The sequence below is a fragment of the Psychrobacillus sp. NPDC096389 genome (assembly GCF_044762855.1).
Classification (GTDB): Bacteria; Bacillota; Bacilli; order Bacillales_A; family Planococcaceae; genus Psychrobacillus.
The window spans coordinates 54,394-72,511 of record NZ_JBIWFB010000009.1 but is presented as its reverse complement, the minus strand read 5'-3'; the positions used below and the strand labels follow the sequence as shown (position 1 = coordinate 72,511).

Here is an 18,118-nt window from a genome sequence, read left to right as displayed (position 1 = left end):
TCAGCTAGTTGTGGTAGTATAGCAATTACTAAGACGTGATACACTGTAGAGTGAAATAGGAGGGATAAATGTTGAATGAGCATTCCATTATTTATATAGAAATTGAACGAAAAATAGATTTTTATTATCAAATGCAACAAATTGAAATGCAGTACGAACTCCTACTAAACTCGGACAAAATTACTTCAGCCAGCCATCAGTTTGAGCTTCGAAACGTCCACGACATCTCTCACAAAACCTTTTCGTTTGGCGGAGGAATCCTATACTTACATACAAACCAAGGAGTATTTTCGTATAAAATTCAAGTCAATCCAACTTCTTTCATCCATGCCTTCAAATCACTAAAAGCAGACAATAAAATATAACAATTATTTTGGGTTTATTACAGTATTGTTGCAGGTGCCTGGCACCCGCAACGATATTGTAATACTTTACTACTGAATTTTGTGAATCGTTCAACTTATTTTATAGTCATTGAATTAGAGAATGGTCATGCTATAATGAGAAATATTAAAATAATCAACTCGTATAATCGCAGGGATATGGCCTGCAAGTTTCTACCGGCTTACCATAAATAAGCTGACTATGAGCGCACAATGAAATGATCGGATTATGGCATAATTGTCATGATTTCTTTTATTTTAATTCGAATTGATCAAGCTCGAATGACATTGTTCCACTCCTAGTATGGTTGGACGCAATGGCTTCGAGCTTTTTTGTTTTAAAAAAATTGAATATGAAGGGAATCAATTAGTGATGAAATTATTAAAAGAAAAAATTATGCAAGAGGGTAAAGTATTATCTGAAAATGTGTTGAAAGTAGATACATTTTTGAACCATCAAATTGATCCTGTCCTAATGCAAGCAATTGGAGAAGAATTTGCTGCACGCTTTAAAGAAGCAGGTATTACGAAAATTTTAACAATCGAGTCTTCTGGTATTGCACCGAGTATGTTTGCAGGTTTAACGTTAGGTGTTCCGGTTGTTTTTGCTCGAAAACGTAAATCACTCACTTTATCTGGAAACTTATATACGTCGAAAGTACATTCCTTTACGAAAAATGAAACAAATGAGATTTCTGTATCAAAAGACTTTATTAACAGCGATGATATAGTATTAATTATTGATGACTTCCTTGCAAATGGACAAGCTGCTCTTGGACTATTAGAAATTTTAGAGCAAGCAAATGCTAAAAATGCTGGAATTGGCATCGTTATTGAAAAAGGATTCCAAACAGGTGGAAGCCTGATCCGTGAAAAAGGAATTCGAGTAGAGTCACTTGCGAATATTAAATCTTTAGTAGATGGACAAGTCACTTTTTTTGAGGAAGACTCTATCTCATGAATAATGCCGTAAGAAATACAGCACTTGGTATTCAACATGTTCTTGCTATGTATGCAGGAGCGGTTATTGTTCCCCTTATTGTAGGTGGGGCCATTGGTCTTAACTCGGAGCAGTTAACGTATTTAGTTGCCATTGATATTTTAATGTGCGGTGTTGCAACCATTTTACAAGTGATGAGCAATCGCTTTTTTGGTATTGGACTACCCGTAGTTTTAGGATGTACCTTTACAGCAGTAGGCCCAATGATTGCCATTGGCGGGGAATATGGTGTTTCCGCTATTTATGGGGCCATTATCGTATCTGGTATTTTTGTTATATTAGTCAGTGGTGTTTTTGGATATCTTGTGATGTTTTTTCCGCCGGTAGTAACCGGTTCTGTTGTAACGATTATTGGGATTACCCTTATTCCTGTTGCGATTAATAATATGGGTGGGGGACAAGGTGCAAGTGATTTTGGGTCGGTTTCCAATATTTCATTGGCATTTGGTACATTACTTTTCATCGTGTTGCTTTATCGATTTTCAACTGGTTTTATTAAGGCGATTTCTATTTTACTCGGTATTGTTTTGGGTACCGTTGCAGCGATATTTATGGGGAAAGTAGATTTTTCTCCTGTAGTCGAAGCTGGTTATTTTCATATGATTCAGCCATTCTACTTTGGTGCACCAACTTTTGAATGGTCGCCAATTTTTACAATGATCTTGGTGGCAATGGTGTCATTGGTCGAATCGACAGGCGTTTACTTTGCACTTGGTGATATTTTGGAGAAAAAAATAGAGAAAAAAGATTTATCAAAAGGCTATCGTGCAGAAGGTATTGCCGTGTTATTAGGTGGTATTTTTAATTCATTCCCGTACACCACTTTTTCACAAAACGTTGGTTTAATGCAAATGTCGGGTGTTAAAACGAAAAATATTATTTACATAACAGGTGGTATGCTGATCGCGCTAGGGTTCATTCCTAAAATAGCCGCCCTTACGACTATTATTCCAGAGTCTGTGCTAGGTGGCGCCATGATTGCTATGTTCGGGATGGTAGTAGCACAAGGCGTAAAAATGCTTAGCAAAGTAGTATCTGGTTCGGGTGATAATTCAATGATCATTGCTTGTTCGATTGGGATGGGGCTTGGGGTTACAGTAGTTCCGGACTTATTTGTATCGCTTCCAGCCAGCTTCCAGATCCTAACGAGCAATGGAATTGTAGCAGGCAGTGTAACAGCAATCGTGCTGAACATTATCTTCAATATGATTCCTTTTAAAAAATAAGTTAAATAAAAGGCACAGAGATTCTCATATCTCTGTGCTTTTTTTGTAGGTAAAAATAATTATAGGTGGTGACAAAAGTCACTGTAGTTAGGTTTTTATCTTGTTACAATTATATCGAGGAGTGATAAAAGTTGTATTGGAAAAAAAGAAATATAGTTTCAGTCATCAATGCAGAAAATTTTGAGATAAAGCTAGAGGTCACGGATAAAGAACATTTGGAACAGTTAAGATTAATTAATTTAACAAAAGAAGTCCTTCTATCGTTACGTCAAATGGAACATTTAATAGTAGAATACATCCCAAAAGCAGTACAAGTTTTTTATGACTCAATTATGCAAAATCCCGCGTTAGTAGCTATTATAAATAAGCATAGTTCAAGGCAACGTTTAGAGAAAACACTTAAAACACATATCGCAGAATGGTTTAGTGGAACGATAGATGACGCTTACATAAATAGACGGAAGAATCTAGCTAAAATACATGTACATATTGGATTAGAAACAAAATGGTACTTAGCAGCATGTCATCAATTGCAAAATTCACTGATGAAAGAAATTTTGATGAAGAACCTCCTAAAAGAACAAGAAATTGAATTTCTAGAAGCACTCCAAATAATCATGAGTTATGAACAACAGTTAGTGATAGAAGAGTATGATCGATATGCCGCACAACAATCGATTGAAAAAGAAGAAGGAATGAAAAGCACCATAAAAGAAACATTGAGTGGCATAGTCAGTTTGCTAGAGAAACAATCATCTGAAACAACCGCCTCCGTGGAAGAACTAATTGGGACGTCCAAAGAAGTAAAAGAGGATGTATTAAAAGGAATAGAAACGTCCATACAGACTATTCAAACAGCAGAAAATGGAAAACAAGCAATCCGGGCATTAACGAATAATACACAAGAAATATATGATAAAACCTCTTCCATGACAAAAATGATTGATAAATTAAATCAATCATCGGATGAAATATTAAATGTAGTTAAAATGGTGAAAGAAATAGCAATAAAAACAAATCTACTCGCATTAAACTCCGCGATCGAAGCTGCAAGAGCTGGTGAATATGGAAAAGGCTTTGCAGTAGTGGCGGATGAAGTACGAAAATTAGCAGAACAAACGAAAACCTCAGTAGAACAAATTGATTTGTTAGTAGGGGTTTCAAATGACGCACAAATGGAAGTAGTCGATGCTCTTCAAGCAGTGCAACAATTAGCTGTTTTAGGATTAACAGAAAGTGAACAAACGGTGCATGCATTTTCGAATATCGCTCATATGGTGGAAGAAGTATCTGTAGAATCTAATGAAATTGGAATGGAAATAAACAGTTTAACTGTAGCGATAGAGTCTATTGGAAATGCCTCCATACAAATTCTTGAGTCTGCCAAATTATTAGATGATACGATTAAGGAAATATGATAGATTCATTGATAATTTTTTTAGTAGACTAATGTGCACTGTAGAGAAAATGCGTCTTAGAGAGTTCGGTAAGGAGGCTACTATATTTCCCCCGGGCGAGTGACAAGCCGCTACGTCGCTAACGCTCTTGCAGGGTCTCACACTGTCATGGAAAGTTCCAAAAAATAGATAAGGGCAATCAAAAAGCTGTTGAAAGCAACTAATTCTACACTGAAAGCAACTAAAATCAACATGAAAGCAACTAAATTGCCGATGAGAGCAACTAATTTATTACAATAGCAAGTTTACTTAGATTGAGATGACCATGATTTAAGTATATTATAGGAATAATATGCCTAAAAGCCTACCGAACTTGTATAGCCGGTATCTGCCCGACTAGTTTGTCGAGTTCAAAGGCAAGATTATCTCGTTCACCGTTTATTGTTAATTTTGGACACTGATAAGTGAGTATTTTCCATTGATTTTCGCTGCAGGGCGGCGACTCCGAAGGGGGCCAACAGGAGGTTGGTCACAAAGGCGTTGCCACACGATGTGGCGTTCTTAGCCTTTGTTCCTCTGCCTGAGTAAGATGAGATTTCACAACGTACCCCTAAGCGGCGGTGAAGGCTCATCACTCACCCCACGGAAAGCGTCCGTCCTGCAGTGAAAATCACAGCTGTCACCTAATAGAACTCACTACGACGCATTATCCCTAAAATAAACACTAAAAAATATAAACTTTTGCTATCCTGAATGGCGTTCTCGTCGAAGGATAGTTTTTTAATGTAAAAGGTATGTAAAAGTCTTTTTTTCTGTTTCGAAATCCGAAATATTATGATAGGATTGTATAATCTATAAGATACGAGGAAAAAAAGATGAGAATTAGAGATTGGGATAGACCTTTAAAAGTTCGATTGTTTGGTGAGTTTTTTAGTAATTTAAGTTTTTGGATGGTGTTTCCGTTTCTTGCTATTTATTTTGCAGATGAATTCGGAACTAGTATGGCTGGAATACTACTTGTGATTTCACAAGTATTTTCCGTCGCGGCAAATTTAATCGGAGGTTATTGTGCGGATCGGTTTGGTAGAAGGACGATGTTATTCTTTTCAGCCACAGTAGAAGGGGCAGCATTTATACTTTTTGCGTTTGCCAACTCTCCTTGGTTAGATTCACCGATGCTCAGTTTCGTAGCTTTCACGATTGCTGGAATAGCTGGATCATTTTATCATCCTGCGAGTCAAGCCATTGTTGCGGATGTTGTACCGGAGCATGAGAGAAGTACTGTTTTTTCAGTGTTCTATACATCTATCAATATTTCGGTTGTGATCGGACCAATCGTAGGGGCAGTACTGTTTTTCCAACATCGTTTTGTTTTACTGCTTGTTGCTGGTATTATATTCTGTTTAGTTGGTTTGGCTCTGCGATTTTTAACGGAAGAAACATTGCCTGAAGAGATGAAAAATCAACTAGCTGCAAAAGGCGGGAATGGTTGGAAGCAAGTAGTGGTTGATCAAGTGAAAGCTTATGGGTTAATCGTGAAGGATAGAGTATTTCTCCTTTATGTTATTGCAGGGATTTTGCTTGCACAAACGTTTATGCAGTTAGATATGTTAATACCTGTTTATATGAAAGAAGTAATTGATAAGCAAGTGTTAGGGAATTTCTTTGGTCGGGAGTGGTCTGTGACGGGTGAAGGCTCTTTTGGTATTTTATTATCCGAGAATGGGCTATTAGTTGTGTTACTGACGGTTTTTGTATCCAGATGGATGAGCAAGTATCCAGAAAAATGGGTGTTTTTTCTTTCCTCATTTTTATATATGATTGCGATGCTCATTTTCCCGATGACTGCTAACTTTTGGGTGTTCCTAATTGCGATGGCGATATTTACGTTTGGGGAGCTAGCGACGGTTGGTTTGCAAGAAAGCTTTGTGTCAAAGTTAGCACCAGCGGATATGCGGGGACAATACTTTGCCGCAGCTAGTTTGCGGTACACGATTGGACGAACGATAGCGCCATTAGTATTTCCGCTTGTAACATGGATCGGCTTTACATGGACATTTGTTATATTAGCGGTTTTAGCGATAGCTAGTGGGTTTATTTATTTGGTAATGTTTAAGGAATATGATAAGAGACAAAAAGAAATAGTTATGTAAATTGGACAAGGGGCACTCTAATAGAAAGAGTACCCCTTGATTTTGTATAGGTATAACATAACTTTTGAATTTTAAATTTCATCCCGAAAAAGTTCGGGGAATAATCTACATGAAAGAGTTCCCTTTCAATGCCGCGGTAAATTGTTCCACTGGTTGCTTTCTAACCTAAGCAACGTAAACCCTACCTTCTTTTACGTCCTTGCGACCCTATAGTCGCGCCAGTGTGAATAAGTATTATCAAAAACACATAAAGCAGAATGCCATATTTCTAAAACTTATGTCGTACCAAAAATGTCAACATATCGCATTATCGCATAAATAAATTATAATGTCAATCAAAAGGAATTTAAATGATATAATAATCGAATCAATATAGGGTAGGTGGGAAAATGGAAGTTTGGGATATTTATAATGAAAACAGGGAGAAAACAGAGAAAACCCATATCCGTGGGGAAGAGATGCAAGAAGGAGATTTTCATCAAGTCATACATGTTTGGATAATAAATGAAGAGGGGCAATTTTTAATCCAACGAAGACAGCCATGGAAAAAAGGTTGGGCTAATATGTGGGACTGTTCTGCAGCTGGATCGGCACTTGCGGGGGAAACAAGTGAAATGGCTGCAATTCGTGAAGTCAAAGAAGAACTTGGGATTGATCTACAGATGGTCAATTCAGAGATTTTATTTACAATTAAATTTGCAAGAGGGTTTGACGATCATTTTCTTGTTGTGCAAGACATAAATACCGAGGATTTAAGCCTTCAATATGAAGAAGTAGCGGATGCAAAATGGGCTACGATGGAGGAAATTGGGGACTTAGTCCAAACTGGTGAATTTATTCCCTATCATATGCTAGATGCATTATTTACGATGATTCAATCCAAGATTTCTCTAAGAAAAGCAACTGCAGCGGATGCAGAAGAGTTATTCGAATTACAAAGAAAAGTATTTCAACCATTATATGAAAAATACGAGGATCATGAAACAACCCCGGCAAATCAGACGTTTGAGCGTTTTGAGGAGCGTTTAAAAATTAGAGATTTCTTTAAAATAACGCTAGGAAATTCGCTTGTTGGAAGTGTACATATCTATCCGAAATCACCAGGGATCATGCGACTTCATATGATCAATATTTTAGATGAATTCCAAGGTAAAGGTATTGCCCAACAAGTGATGACACGTATTGAAGGTTTATACCCAGAAGCGAATCGTTGGGAATTGGATACAATACAAGAAGAAAAAAGAAACTGCTATTTATATGAAAAGATGGGATATGTACAAACGGATGAGAAGTGGAAAGTAAATGATAAAATGACGCTCGTACACTATGTGAAAACAACTCAATTAAATCATATGCCGTGTCTTTGACAAGTATATTACGGGTGCTATTACGGGTGCCAGGCACCTGTAATATACTTGTAACAAATTTGTTTGTGAAAGGATATGCTTGAAGTATTGGTTCCTATAGTTAGACAATGCATTTTAAAAAATCGAGGTGGCATAAGATGAAAAGATGTAAAGTCAGCATTATTCCATATAATGCCGAGTACGCCGAACAAACAGTGAAGATGTGGCGAGATAGCAAGGAACGGGCTATTGGTCAAAAAGAAATTCATGATTTTGAAAATCAATTTTATTTTTTAAATCATATATTACCTGAACAGTTTCAAATAGATTTAGCTTTAATTGATCAAAAAGTTGTTGGAATGGTTGCCTATAACGATAGAGAAATTAGTCAGCTATATATTCATCTAGAGTATCAAGGGATTGGTATAGGCCAGACATTACTAGATAAAGCGAAGGCGCAATCAAGTGGGAAACTAACATTGTACACATTTGAAATAAATGAAAAAGCACAACGGTTTTATGAAAAACATGGGTTTGAAATTATAAGTAGAGGACATGAAAATGAAGAAAACTTACCAGATATTCAATATGAATGGATACTAAAATAAAAGATGTCGTTTGAGCTTTTAGTAAAGTTAGTGTTCATAAATATAGCCTAAAAAATAACCTCCAAGATGAGTAAATCTTCTTGGAGGTTATTAATTATTGGACTGTTACAGGTGCGAAGAATTCGCTATATAGTTCGCGTAATATTTTATTTTCGTTGCTTTTATGGACACCGAATGCAAGACTAACTTCCGATGATCCTTGGTTAATCATTTCGATATTGGCACCGGTTCTAGAAATAGCTGTTGCTGCACGTGCTGCGAGTCCAGTGCTATTGTTCATACCTTCACCGACTACGACAATCATCGAGAACTCATGACGGAAGTGCACATCTTCTGCATGTAGCTCGTTTAATACACGATTGATAATACGTACTTCTTTTTCGAGTGTCAGTTGATGGCTTCGCATAATAACGGAAATGTCATCTAATCCTGATGGCGTATGCTCATACGAAATATTCTCTTCTTCTAAAATTTGAAGTAGTTTACGACCGAAACCAATTTCTCGGTTCATTAAATATTTGCTTACATACAAAATGGAAAATCCGTTATCTGCGCTAATACCAGTGACGGGACGACGATTAGCTTTTCGCTCTGCTACAATTTTTGTTCCTGGAGCAGAAGGATTATTTGTGTTTTTTATACAAACAGGAATTCCGCTTTTATAAACAGGCATTAAAGCTTCATCATGGAAAACGGAGAAGCCTGCATAGGAAAGTTCACGCATTTCACGGTATGTTATTTCTTCGATCTCTGCGGGACTATTAACAACTCTTGGATTTGCACAAAAAACAGAGTCGACATCCGTAAAGTTCTCGTATAATTCCGCTTGTACAGCCGCTGCTACGATTGATCCGGTTATATCAGAACCACCACGTTCGAATGTACGAAGGACTCCTTCTTTTGTATAGCCAAAAAAGCCAGGAAATACGATGATTTCCGAACTGTTTCGTAATGTGCTTAAGTTGTCATATGCTTCTGGTAAAGCTTGTGCACGTTCTGGTAAATCATTCACAACTAATCCAGCTGTTTTTGGATTGACATATTGCGCAGGTATTCCAATGCTAGTAAAGTACGTTGAAATGAGTTTCGCGTTATTATCTTCCCCGCTCGCTTTTATATTATCAACAAACAGTTCGACATTGGATTTGTTTTCAATAGTACGTGTGCGTAAATCCTTTTCGATCACATCGCAAATTGTTTGATCTAACCCAAGTCCTTCAGCAATTTCTCTATATCGATAAACTACATTTTGTAATTTTTCTTCCACGTTTTCATTATGTATTGCTGCATTTGCCAGTTCGATTAATAAATCCGTTACTTTTTTATCCGCATCGTGACGTTTTCCAGGGGCTGACACGACTACAAATTTCCGTGACGAGTCCGCTTTTACGATTGCTGCTACTTTTTTTATTTGTTCTGCATTTGCTACAGATGTCCCACCAAATTTACTCACTTTCATTTTATCAAATCCTTACTTTTTAATATGTGAATGTATTTCTAGAAAAAACAAATGATTTTATACAGTGTACAAATTATAATGGATTCAGTCAATATATTTGTTGTAATTAGTGATTGGATATTTTCATTAATACGAACGAAATAATTATTTATGTATTTTAAGTTCGTATATTAAATGTTATATATTATTATCGGTTGATATGTTAGTATATGCAACGCTTAAATACGAATTATAATTTTTCGTAAAATATTTTTTATTTTTAAAAAAGGCGTTAAATCAACGTTTTATTAAGTGATTTTAAAATGATAACGCTTTCAAGTATTTTTACTATATTGACAATAAAAATTACTCTGATAATATGGATTTAAATTCAATAACAAGTTAACAATTTGGATAGAGACAAGTTTTATAGTTTGAAATCTAAGAGAGCTGATGGGTGGTGCGAATCAGTGATTTCGATTATAGAGTTCCACTCTTGAATTGGTGAGCTGAACGATTTAGTAGGTTCATTCGTGCGATGCGCGTTAAGCATATTTCTTTTGAGGCTGTAGATTTTTTGCAGTAAATTTGGGTGGTACCGCGTGAGTTTTTTACAAGCTCTTCGCCCCTTACATGTATATGTGTAGGGAGCGAAGGGCTTTTTTGTTTTTCAAAATAAGGAGGAGAATGAATATGTTACAAGATCAAACCATTTTACGAATTCCAGGGCCGAGTCCAATTCCACCGAGTGTCCAACGAGCAATGAACCAAACAATGATTGGACATAGAGGAAAAGAAACATCTCAAATGTTGAAGAATATTGCTCCAGGATTGAAACGCATTTTTGGAACTGAACAAGAAGTTGCGATTATTGCTGGAAGTGGGACAGCAGGGTTAGAAACTGCGGTAGTCAATGTAGTAAAACCAGGTGAAGAAGTACTAGTAGTTGTAACGGGAGCATTTGGTGATCGTTTCACTAAAATTTGCGAGGCTTACCATATTAAAACACATGTGCTAAATGTGGAATGGGGAAAAGCTCTAGATCCGGAAGAAGTTAAAGCTTATGTGGCAGAGCATCCAGAAGTGAAAGCTGTTTTTTCTACATATTGCGAAACATCTACTGGTATATTGAATCCAATTGATCGACTTGCGAAAGCAATTCAGGAAGTGTCCGAAGCATTAGTCGTTGTTGACGGTGTTTCTTGTGTCGGTGGAGTGGAAACGAAAATGGATGAGTGGGGAATCGATGTAATGGTAACCGGTTCTCAAAAAGCCTTTATGTTACCTGCGGGATTAACATTTGTTGCCGCTAGCGAACGAGCATGGAAAGTTATTGAAGAAAATGAGCAACCAAGATTTTACTTAAACTTAAAGAAATATAGAGACAATTTATTGAAAGATACGACGCCTTTCACTCCTGCACTTTCTTTACTATTTGGTCTAAAACAAGTGCTTAGCTTAATAGAAGCAGAGGGATTAGAAAATGTATATAGTCGTCATGATTTACTGAAAAGAATGACTCGAGCTGCATTTAAAGCGATTAATATTCCTTTATTAACAACAGATGAAGATGCTTCTCCAACTGTTACAGCAGTACAGCCAGAAGATTTTGATGCAGAGGAATTCAGAAAAATATTAAAGCAGGAATTTGCGATTTCTGTTGCAGGCGGCCAACAGCATTTGACAGGCAAGATTTTCCGAATCGGCCATATGGGCTATTGCTCTCCAGCTGATGTGCTTCAAATTATTAGTGCAGTTGAAATAGCATTAAAGAAAATCGGAAAAGATATCGAACTAGGTAAAGCAACAGCTGCAGCACAACTAGTCTTTTTAAATGAAGGGGAGAATAAATAATGGCATTCAATATATTAATTAGTGATCCACTAAGTGAAGATGGTATTTATCCTTTAAGACAAGCAGAAGGTTTTAATATAGTAATAGAGACGAACTTATCACCAGAGGAACTTGGAGAACGAATCGGAGAGTTTGATGCATTACTTGTTCGTAGCCAGACGCAAGTAACGCGCGAAATTATTGAAAAAGGGACGAGACTAAAAATCATTGGCCGTGCTGGGGTTGGGGTGGACAATATCGACCTACCTGCTGCAACTGAACGTGGAATTATCGTTGTAAATGCACCAGATGGTAATACAAACTCAGCTGCTGAGCATACGGTAGCTATGCTTATGTCACTAGCTCGCAATATTCCACAAGCATTCCATGCATTGAAAAATCAAAAATGGGATCGCAAAGCGTTTATCGGTGTAGAGCTTAAAAACAAAACATTAGGTGTAGTAGGTCTAGGGAGAATAGGAGCAGAAGTTGCAACACGTGCAAAAGGTCAACGAATGAACGTGATTGCTTATGATCCATTTTTAACACCTGAAAAAGCAGAAAAACTAGGCGTTCAATTTGGAACAATCGATGAAGTAATCAGTGCTGCTGATTTTATCACAGTACACACACCGCTACTGAAAGAAACACGTCATTTAATAAATAAAGAAGCATTTGAAAAAATGAAAGACGGTGTACAAATTATTAACTGTGCACGCGGAGGAATCATTGATGAAGATGCATTGTACAATGCCATTGTAGAAGGAAAAGTGGCGGGAGCGGCATTAGATGTATTTGAGGAAGAACCATTTTTAGATCATAAGCTACTAACGCTACCACAAGTCATTGCAACACCTCACTTAGGTGCAAGTACTGTAGAAGCACAAGAAATTGTTGCAGTGGATGTTTCTTATGATGTCGTGAGCTTTTTACAAGGCGGCGTAGTAAAGAATCCGGTTAACCTTCCATCTGTACCAAAAGATATTATGGCGAAAATCGAACCATATTTTAACCTAGTAGAAAAACTCGGTTCATTTTTAAGTGACCTAGCAGACGGTGTAGCAGAAGAATTAAATATTTACTACTCTGGTGAGTTAGCTAATATGACGGTAGGACCGCTGACAAGGAATGCAGTGAAAGGTTTATTGAAAAGTAAACTTGGAGAATCAGTTAATGATGTAAATGCAAAATTCCTTGCTGATCGAATTGGCATAGTTGTGAATGAACATAAAACAACGAAGTCTAAAGGATTTACTAGCTTAATCACAGTGGAAGTAAAAACTGCTACGGAAACTCGTAAAGTGTCTGGTACTCTATTAAACGGTCTAGGTGCTCGAATCGTACGGGTGGATGATTTTGTTGTAGACGTTGTACCAGAAGGATTTTTATTGTTTATTCGCCATAAAGACCAACCAGGTGCTATTGGACGTGTAGGAACGCTACTTGCAACAGAAGGTATTAATATCGCAGGAATGCAAGTTGGTCGTTCTGAAGTTGGTGGGGATGCAATCATGATGCTTTCTATTGATAAGCATGTAGAAGAAACTGGTGTGGAGCAATTGAAGGGCTTGGCTGATATTTATGATGCCACGCCGATTGATTTGTAATTTGGTTTAGTTGGAAAATCATTAAAACTAATAGAAAGAGCTTGTCTCCTAGAGTTTATTTAGCGACTAGGAGACAAGCTCTCTTCTTTTTGTTCTACTCTACAATGGCTAATAACTCTCGTAAGTTCTCAATAGTATAGGTAGGCATTATTTCATCGTTTGCAGGTTTGTTTTCCCGATTGATCCAAACAGATTGTATGCCGACTTTGGAAGAACCAAGTATATCCGTCATTAAATTATCCCCAACCATCAATGCTTCATCCGCTGTAATTCCTACTAAATCTAGGGCGTGTTCAAATATCGATGGATCTGGTTTTCCTCTTCCGAATGCTCCGGAAATTATTATATGGTCGAAGTATGGAGCAATTTCTGGTGAGATTTCTAACTTCGTATTTTGTAGGCTTGGCGAACCGTTTGTCATTAAAAGAAGTGTAAATTTGTCCTTTAATTGATCAAGTACTTCAAAAGTTTCTTCATATATAAAAGGACTTCCTTTTCGCATGTTTGGAAAATATGTAGCGAGCTCAGTTCCAAGTGCTTCGTCTTCAATGCCCAATTTTTTTAACCCGCTTGTCCATGCTTGTTTTTGATATTGGGGAATAATTGCTTTCATCTTTTGGAAATCTTCGCTCGGGTCATCGAAGGTTCCCCATAACCCCTCAAAAGGATTTATACCAATCATTTGTGTAAAAGGACGTGTCTCGTATGTATCATATAGTGCACTTGCTTCTTCTCGAACGGCAAGTTCTAGTGATGCTGCATCGACGTTTACTTTCGAAGCCGCATACGCACATGTTTTTTGAAAAGCGGTTTCCACGCTTTTTTTATCCCATAATAAAGTATCGTCTAAATCGAAAAAAATTGCTTTCATTTCTGAATTTTCCCCCTTTACTGTCTTACTTAATACTTTAACTTAGTAAAGGGGAAGTGTCACTAGAAGTAGAGCATTTTTTCAAGAGGACCGTTTACTGGTATGATACTTTCTATATCTTTAATGACAATCGGGAAAAACGGAAAATTATATACATATGGAGTAATTTCATATAATTGAAAATAAATGACTAAACAATGGTCCGCTATATAATAATCTTGATCTGTTCGTATTTCCTTAAATTCTCCGAGAAGCGGAACATCCCATTCGATAATTTTTTTATTAATCATTGCAGAGAGGGTTTTGACGTAATCACTATTCGGTTTAAAGAGTTCTGGTAATGTATACATTTTCCCAGTAGTAACATCAAAAGTTAGCGATTTGCAAACCGTTAATCCATGGGCACCGCCAGAAAAAGTGTAGATAATCAATAATATGCTTAAAATTCCACGTTGATTATTTTTTATTTCATAATAGCCAGTAATCTCTTGTACGCCTTTTGTATAAAAGCCTTGCTCGATTAACATTTTGTTCAAAAGTGTAATAATATCCGCATTAATCTTTTTTTCTATATTTGGATGAGGTAAGTTAGTTACAATGGGATAGTATACATTTACATTTGGCGAATGTTTAAAAATACGTTTTGTTTCAATTCGAGTGGGGAGATTCAAGGTTCACAGCCTTTCGAAGTTATTAATAGATAGTATGAGTAGGAGGAGATACATATGTTTTTGAAAAAAGTTTCGATTTTGAATAGCAAAGAAACCGCTGAGAATCAGTATCCTTTTACGATTCCAACGATTAAAAACTTAACGGAACTAGAACTTACAAGCAGTGTCACTTTCTTGGTTGGTGAAAATGGCACAGGTAAATCAACCTTGCTTGAAGGGATAGCAGATAATTGTGAGTTTAATATGGCGGGTGGAAGCAGGAATAATTTGTATGAAGTAGAGGCTATCCAAAGCGCACTAGGTGAACATATTCGATTGTCTTGGATGCCCAAAGTAACAAATGGCTTCTTTTTGCGAGCAGAATCATTTTATCAATTCGCTTCACATATCGATGAATTGGAAAGAGAGCGTCCAGGTGTTTTAGATAGCTACGGAGGGAAATCCCTGCACGAACAATCACATGGAGAATCATTTCTTTCACTGTTCTTACATCGTTTTAATGGACGTGCTATTTATTTATTGGACGAGCCAGAAGCTGCTTTGTCTCCACAAAGACAACTGTCTTTTTTGCGTATTATGCATGATCTTGTGGAGGAAGAAGACTGTCAATTTATCATTGCGACGCATTCACCGATTATTTTGGGTTATCCTAATGCAACCATTCTTAGTTTTGATCACGGCAAAATTGAAGAAGTAGAATATGAAATGACGGGTCATTATCAAATAACGAAGTATTTTTTAGATCATCGTGAAAAATTTTTAGAGGAATTGTTAGCGGGTGAATAAATGAATGTTATTATAGCTTACTTGGACGATATGTTCTTTTTTATTTGTATAGCACTTCCTATTGTGATTATTTGGCGTATTGCTCGTTGGAAGAAAAGAGGATTTAATGTAAAGGAAAGTTTGCATGAAATCGGATTTCTTCTGTTTATTTGTGTACTTATCGGATTATTTTCGCAAACTATTATTCCGAAATCAGGAGTGGAGCAAGCATATGTAACGGGAGTAAACTTACAAATGTTCCGTGTTGTCAAAGAAACGTATAATGCGATTGTTTATTTAGGATTTTGGCAACCTTTTTATATTAACTTTCTTGGAAATATTATTCTCTTTATGCCTATCGGTTTCTTATTGCCGCTGCTTTATAGAAGGATGGTATATTTTCCGAATACAGTGATCATTGGTTTATGCATTTCGCTTTTTATTGAGATTACACAAATCCCCCAAAATAGGAGTAGCGATGTGGACGATCTTTGGTTGAATACATTAGGGGCTTTTTTAGGGTACATATGTTATTTGTTCGTCCATCGACGGTTTCCGATTTTCGCAAAAGCGTTTAAAAAATAGTTTAAAGTTTTCCTAAATGGGTAAAGATACAATGTATTAACTATGCAAGGAGACAACTATGAACATGCAAATGAAAGAATCAAAAATGGAAGAAAAACGAGATAATATGATTGAGGATTTAGTGAAGAAAGGCGTATTTAAAATTGATGGAAGACAATTATACCAACTAAATTATTATGAATTAATGAAAGAATATATAGCAGAAGAAGAAAGTTAAAAAGTGCCGATATAAAAGGCACTTTTTTATTGCTTATAAAATCTATAGAAAGTCTCTTTTTAGGGAAAATGCGTCTTAGTATGCTCAATTGTATTTCCGCTGGGCAAGTGACGAGCCGCTATGTCGCTAACGCACTTGCAGGGTCTCGCACCTACGAGCAAAATGCCAAAGAATGGCTAAGGGCAATTAAAAAGCTATTGAAAGCAACTAATTTCAGTATGAAAGCAATTAAAATCAGCACGAGAGCAACTAAATTGCCGATGAAAGCAACTAATTCTTACAATAGCAAGTTTACTTGTATTGAGATGGCTATGATTTCGACATATTAGAGGAATAATAAGCCTAAAAGCCAGCCGATTTTGCCTGGCCTACATCTGCTCGACTAGTGTGTCGTGTTCAAAGGCAAGATTGTCTCAATCAACCATTTATTGTTAATTTCGGACACTGCTAAGTAAGTATTTTCCATTAATTTTCGCAGCAGGGCGGCGACTCCGAAGGAGGCCAACAGGAGGTTGGTCACAAAGGCATTGCCACACGATGTGGCGTTCTTAGCCTTTGTTCCTCTGCCTGAGTAAGATGAGACTTCCCAACGTACGCGCGTAGGCGCGGCGGTGAAGGCTCATCACTCCCCCCCCGGAAAGCGTCCGTCCTGCTGCGAAAATCCCTGCGGACACTTCATACAACTCACTACGACACATTCTCCCTATATTGTGTAAAATACCCTTTTTCGGTAGTAGCGGCAAACAGGACATATTTAAAGTCCATTTACACTTTATTAGTGAATTCTTTCAATTCCGAAACGCTAATTGCCGATAATAAAAATGTGGTACACTTGAATCAAACATAGATAAGGTGGAATAAAACTTGACTTTTTTACAAAATTTAAATAAACCATTACAAGAAAAATGGGAGAAAGCAAATTTCGCATTTGAGATGCCAATACAAACAAAACTAATCCCGCATATGTTGGATGGTTCAGATATAGTAGCAGAATCTCCAACAGGAACAGGGAAAACATTAGCGTATGTAATACCGCTTTTACAAAAAGTAGATCCTACCAAGAAACAAGTACAAGCATTAGTCGTTGTTCCTTCTCAAGAACTTGGCATGCAGATTATTGAAGTTTTTCGGGAATGGATTGCAGGTACTGACATTACCGTTGCCCAACTAATCGGTGGAGCCAATATTCAAAGACAAATAGACACACTGAAAAAGAAGCCGACAATTGTCGTAGGAACACCAGGGCGACTGCAAGAACTTGTAAAAACAAAAAAACTTAAAATGCATGAAATTAATACAATTGTATTAGATGAAGGGGACCAACTGTTAAGTAGGGAACACCGCACGACTGTCAAAGGTTTAATCGATGCAACTGTAGAAAGACAACTCGTTGTTACATCTGCCACGATTACCGATGAAATTGAACTAGTAGCAGAACGAATGATGGATAATCCTATTCGTATTCAAGTTGCAGCAGAAGAAATTCCTGCAAAAGGAGAAGTCATCCACAGTTTTGTTAAAACAGAGACTCGTGATAAAACAGATTTTTTAAGAAGACTTTCGCATATAAAAGGAATGAAAGGACTTGCATTTGTAAATAGTTTAGACCAGTTACTAATGAAAGATTCCAAATTGACCTATAGAGATGCACCAATCGTCTCACTTCATTCAGAAATGAAAAAAGAAGAACGTAAAAAAGCATTAGACGATTTTAAAAATGGTAAAGTTAGCATATTAATAGCGACAGATGTTGCCGCACGCGGTCTAGATATTTCTGGATTAACTCATGTTATCCATGTAGATGTTCCCCATTCAATCGAACAATATTTACATCGTTCTGGACGCACTGGTCGCGCAGGAAAAGATGGGGAAGTATTGACTTTATTAACTTATTCAGATGAAAAAACATATAAAAAATGGACTAAAGAACTTCCGAGCAAACCAGTTCAAAAAATCTGGCACCGCGGTGCATTAATAGAAGGCAACTCTAAAACTGTAGAGAAAAAGGGGAAATAAAA

Annotated in this window: 17 protein-coding genes, 1 pseudogene, 1 riboswitch and 1 other annotated feature; of the genes and pseudogenes, 15 read left to right on the top strand and 3 right to left on the bottom strand. The window is 36.9% G+C overall.

The window, feature by feature from the left end; all coding sequences use genetic code 11:
• The first annotated feature begins 68 nt into the window (after positions 1–68).
• The 8 genes and pseudogenes from ACIQ38_RS18680 (at position 69) to ACIQ38_RS18645 (ending at position 8,113) form a co-directional block, all read left to right on the top strand.
• Complete coding sequence (locus tag ACIQ38_RS18680) at positions 69–365, top strand: hypothetical protein (RefSeq protein WP_402826595.1); 297 nt, start codon at positions 69–71, stop codon at positions 363–365.
• A 139-nt stretch (positions 366–504) separates the two neighbouring features.
• Positions 505–606: riboswitch (purine riboswitch) on the top strand.
• A gap of 150 nt (positions 607–756) precedes the next feature.
• Positions 757–1,344 (top strand): xanthine phosphoribosyltransferase, encoded by a 588-nt coding sequence (locus ACIQ38_RS18675; protein WP_402826954.1) that lies wholly within the window; start codon positions 757–759, stop codon positions 1,342–1,344.
• Positions 1,341–2,609, top strand: coding sequence for a nucleobase:cation symporter-2 family protein (locus tag ACIQ38_RS18670; protein WP_402826592.1), 1,269 nt, complete (start codon positions 1,341–1,343; stop codon positions 2,607–2,609). The genes ACIQ38_RS18675 and ACIQ38_RS18670 overlap by 4 nt, the downstream gene beginning before the upstream one ends.
• A gap of 131 nt (positions 2,610–2,740) precedes the next feature.
• Complete coding sequence (locus tag ACIQ38_RS18665) at positions 2,741–4,027, top strand: methyl-accepting chemotaxis protein (protein WP_402826589.1); 1,287 nt, start codon at positions 2,741–2,743, stop codon at positions 4,025–4,027.
• 854 nt (positions 4,028–4,881) lie between these two features.
• Positions 4,882–6,159 carry an MDR family MFS transporter gene (locus ACIQ38_RS18660; protein WP_402826586.1) on the top strand — a complete coding sequence of 426 codons (1,278 nt, stop codon included), beginning with the start codon at positions 4,882–4,884 and terminating at the stop codon, positions 6,157–6,159.
• Between the two features lie 389 nt (positions 6,160–6,548).
• A pseudogene (locus tag ACIQ38_RS18655) lies at positions 6,549–7,031 on the top strand (NUDIX hydrolase); the annotation flags it as partial.
• The gene (locus tag ACIQ38_RS18650) at positions 7,008–7,526 is read left to right on the top strand and encodes a GNAT family N-acetyltransferase (RefSeq protein WP_402826951.1); all 519 of its coding nucleotides are present in this window, start codon (positions 7,008–7,010) and stop codon (positions 7,524–7,526) included. The pseudogene ACIQ38_RS18655 and the gene ACIQ38_RS18650, both read left to right, overlap by 24 nt.
• Positions 7,527–7,663: 137 nt before the next feature.
• Entirely contained in the window at positions 7,664–8,113 is a 450-nt protein-coding gene (locus ACIQ38_RS18645; RefSeq protein WP_402826583.1) for a GNAT family N-acetyltransferase, read from the top strand.
• A gap of 94 nt (positions 8,114–8,207) precedes the next feature.
• On the opposite strand, the gene ACIQ38_RS18640 is transcribed toward ACIQ38_RS18645, so the two are convergent.
• Positions 8,208–9,572, bottom strand: coding sequence for an aspartate kinase (locus tag ACIQ38_RS18640; protein WP_402826580.1), 1,365 nt, complete (start codon positions 9,570–9,572; stop codon positions 8,208–8,210).
• A gap of 381 nt (positions 9,573–9,953) precedes the next feature.
• Positions 9,954–10,184: a binding site (T-box leader), on the top strand.
• Between the two features lie 60 nt (positions 10,185–10,244).
• Here ACIQ38_RS18640 and ACIQ38_RS18635 point away from each other — a divergent pair.
• Together ACIQ38_RS18635 and serA are read left to right on the top strand one after the other, a co-directional pair.
• Positions 10,245–11,405, top strand: coding sequence for a pyridoxal-phosphate-dependent aminotransferase family protein (locus ACIQ38_RS18635; RefSeq protein WP_402826577.1), 1,161 nt, complete (start codon positions 10,245–10,247; stop codon positions 11,403–11,405).
• Positions 11,405–12,991 (top strand): phosphoglycerate dehydrogenase, encoded by a 1,587-nt coding sequence (gene serA / locus ACIQ38_RS18630; RefSeq protein WP_402826574.1) that lies wholly within the window; start codon positions 11,405–11,407, stop codon positions 12,989–12,991. The genes ACIQ38_RS18635 and serA overlap by 1 nt, the downstream gene beginning before the upstream one ends.
• 94 nt (positions 12,992–13,085) lie before the next feature.
• Here the strand turns inward: serA and ACIQ38_RS18625 are convergent, their stop codons facing one another.
• Both ACIQ38_RS18625 and ACIQ38_RS18620 read right to left on the bottom strand, forming a co-directional pair.
• Positions 13,086–13,862 (bottom strand): HAD family hydrolase, encoded by a 777-nt coding sequence (locus ACIQ38_RS18625; protein ID WP_402826571.1) that lies wholly within the window; start codon positions 13,860–13,862, stop codon positions 13,086–13,088.
• Positions 13,863–13,924: 62 nt separating this feature from the next.
• Positions 13,925–14,533, bottom strand: coding sequence for a DUF3298 and DUF4163 domain-containing protein (locus ACIQ38_RS18620; protein WP_402826568.1), 609 nt, complete (start codon positions 14,531–14,533; stop codon positions 13,925–13,927).
• Between the two features lie 54 nt (positions 14,534–14,587).
• On the opposite strand from ACIQ38_RS18620, the gene ACIQ38_RS18615 reads away from it, so the two are divergent.
• The 5 genes from ACIQ38_RS18615 to ACIQ38_RS18595 all read left to right on the top strand — a co-directional run bounded on the left by ACIQ38_RS18615 (position 14,588) and on the right by ACIQ38_RS18595 (position 18,116).
• A complete protein-coding gene (locus tag ACIQ38_RS18615) occupies positions 14,588–15,319 on the top strand; it encodes an AAA family ATPase (RefSeq protein ID WP_402826565.1) in 732 nt (243 codons plus the stop codon).
• Positions 15,320–15,883, top strand: coding sequence for a VanZ family protein (locus ACIQ38_RS18610; RefSeq protein WP_402826563.1), 564 nt, complete (start codon positions 15,320–15,322; stop codon positions 15,881–15,883).
• Positions 15,884–15,941: 58 nt separating this feature from the next.
• Positions 15,942–16,100, top strand: a complete 159-nt coding sequence (locus ACIQ38_RS18605; RefSeq protein ID WP_402826560.1) for a Fur-regulated basic protein FbpA — start codon at positions 15,942–15,944, stop codon at positions 16,098–16,100.
• An 80-nt stretch (positions 16,101–16,180) separates the two neighbouring features.
• Positions 16,181–16,429: a hypothetical protein gene (locus ACIQ38_RS18600; protein ID WP_402826557.1), complete on the top strand. Its 249-nt coding sequence runs from the start codon at positions 16,181–16,183 to the stop codon at positions 16,427–16,429.
• Positions 16,430–16,964: 535 nt separating this feature from the next.
• A complete protein-coding gene (locus ACIQ38_RS18595) occupies positions 16,965–18,116 on the top strand; it encodes a DEAD/DEAH box helicase (RefSeq protein ID WP_402826554.1) in 1,152 nt (383 codons plus the stop codon).
• Positions 18,117–18,118: the final 2 nt, after the last annotated feature.

What these genes read in the sequence shown, in the direction of transcription:
- ACIQ38_RS18680 (WP_402826595.1), top strand. Translation starts at nt 69, where the DNA reads ATGTTGAATGAGCATTCCATTATTTATATAGAAATTGAACGAAAAATA.
- ACIQ38_RS18675 (WP_402826954.1), top strand. Translation starts at nt 757, where the DNA reads ATGAAATTATTAAAAGAAAAAATTATGCAAGAGGGTAAAGTATTATCT.
- ACIQ38_RS18670 (WP_402826592.1), top strand. Translation starts at nt 1,341, where the DNA reads ATGAATAATGCCGTAAGAAATACAGCACTTGGTATTCAACATGTTCTT.
- ACIQ38_RS18660 (WP_402826586.1), top strand. Translation starts at nt 4,882, where the DNA reads ATGAGAATTAGAGATTGGGATAGACCTTTAAAAGTTCGATTGTTTGGT.
- ACIQ38_RS18650 (WP_402826951.1), top strand. Translation starts at nt 7,008, where the DNA reads ATGCTAGATGCATTATTTACGATGATTCAATCCAAGATTTCTCTAAGA.
- ACIQ38_RS18645 (WP_402826583.1), top strand. Translation starts at nt 7,664, where the DNA reads ATGAAAAGATGTAAAGTCAGCATTATTCCATATAATGCCGAGTACGCC.
- ACIQ38_RS18640 (WP_402826580.1), bottom strand. Translation starts at nt 9,572, where the DNA reads ATGAAAGTGAGTAAATTTGGTGGGACATCTGTAGCAAATGCAGAACAA.
- ACIQ38_RS18635 (WP_402826577.1), top strand. Translation starts at nt 10,245, where the DNA reads ATGTTACAAGATCAAACCATTTTACGAATTCCAGGGCCGAGTCCAATT.
- serA (WP_402826574.1), top strand. Translation starts at nt 11,405, where the DNA reads ATGGCATTCAATATATTAATTAGTGATCCACTAAGTGAAGATGGTATT.
- ACIQ38_RS18625 (WP_402826571.1), bottom strand. Translation starts at nt 13,862, where the DNA reads ATGAAAGCAATTTTTTTCGATTTAGACGATACTTTATTATGGGATAAA.
- ACIQ38_RS18615 (WP_402826565.1), top strand. Translation starts at nt 14,588, where the DNA reads ATGTTTTTGAAAAAAGTTTCGATTTTGAATAGCAAAGAAACCGCTGAG.
- ACIQ38_RS18610 (WP_402826563.1), top strand. Translation starts at nt 15,320, where the DNA reads ATGAATGTTATTATAGCTTACTTGGACGATATGTTCTTTTTTATTTGT.
- ACIQ38_RS18605 (WP_402826560.1), top strand. Translation starts at nt 15,942, where the DNA reads ATGAACATGCAAATGAAAGAATCAAAAATGGAAGAAAAACGAGATAAT.
- ACIQ38_RS18600 (WP_402826557.1), top strand. Translation starts at nt 16,181, where the DNA reads ATGCTCAATTGTATTTCCGCTGGGCAAGTGACGAGCCGCTATGTCGCT.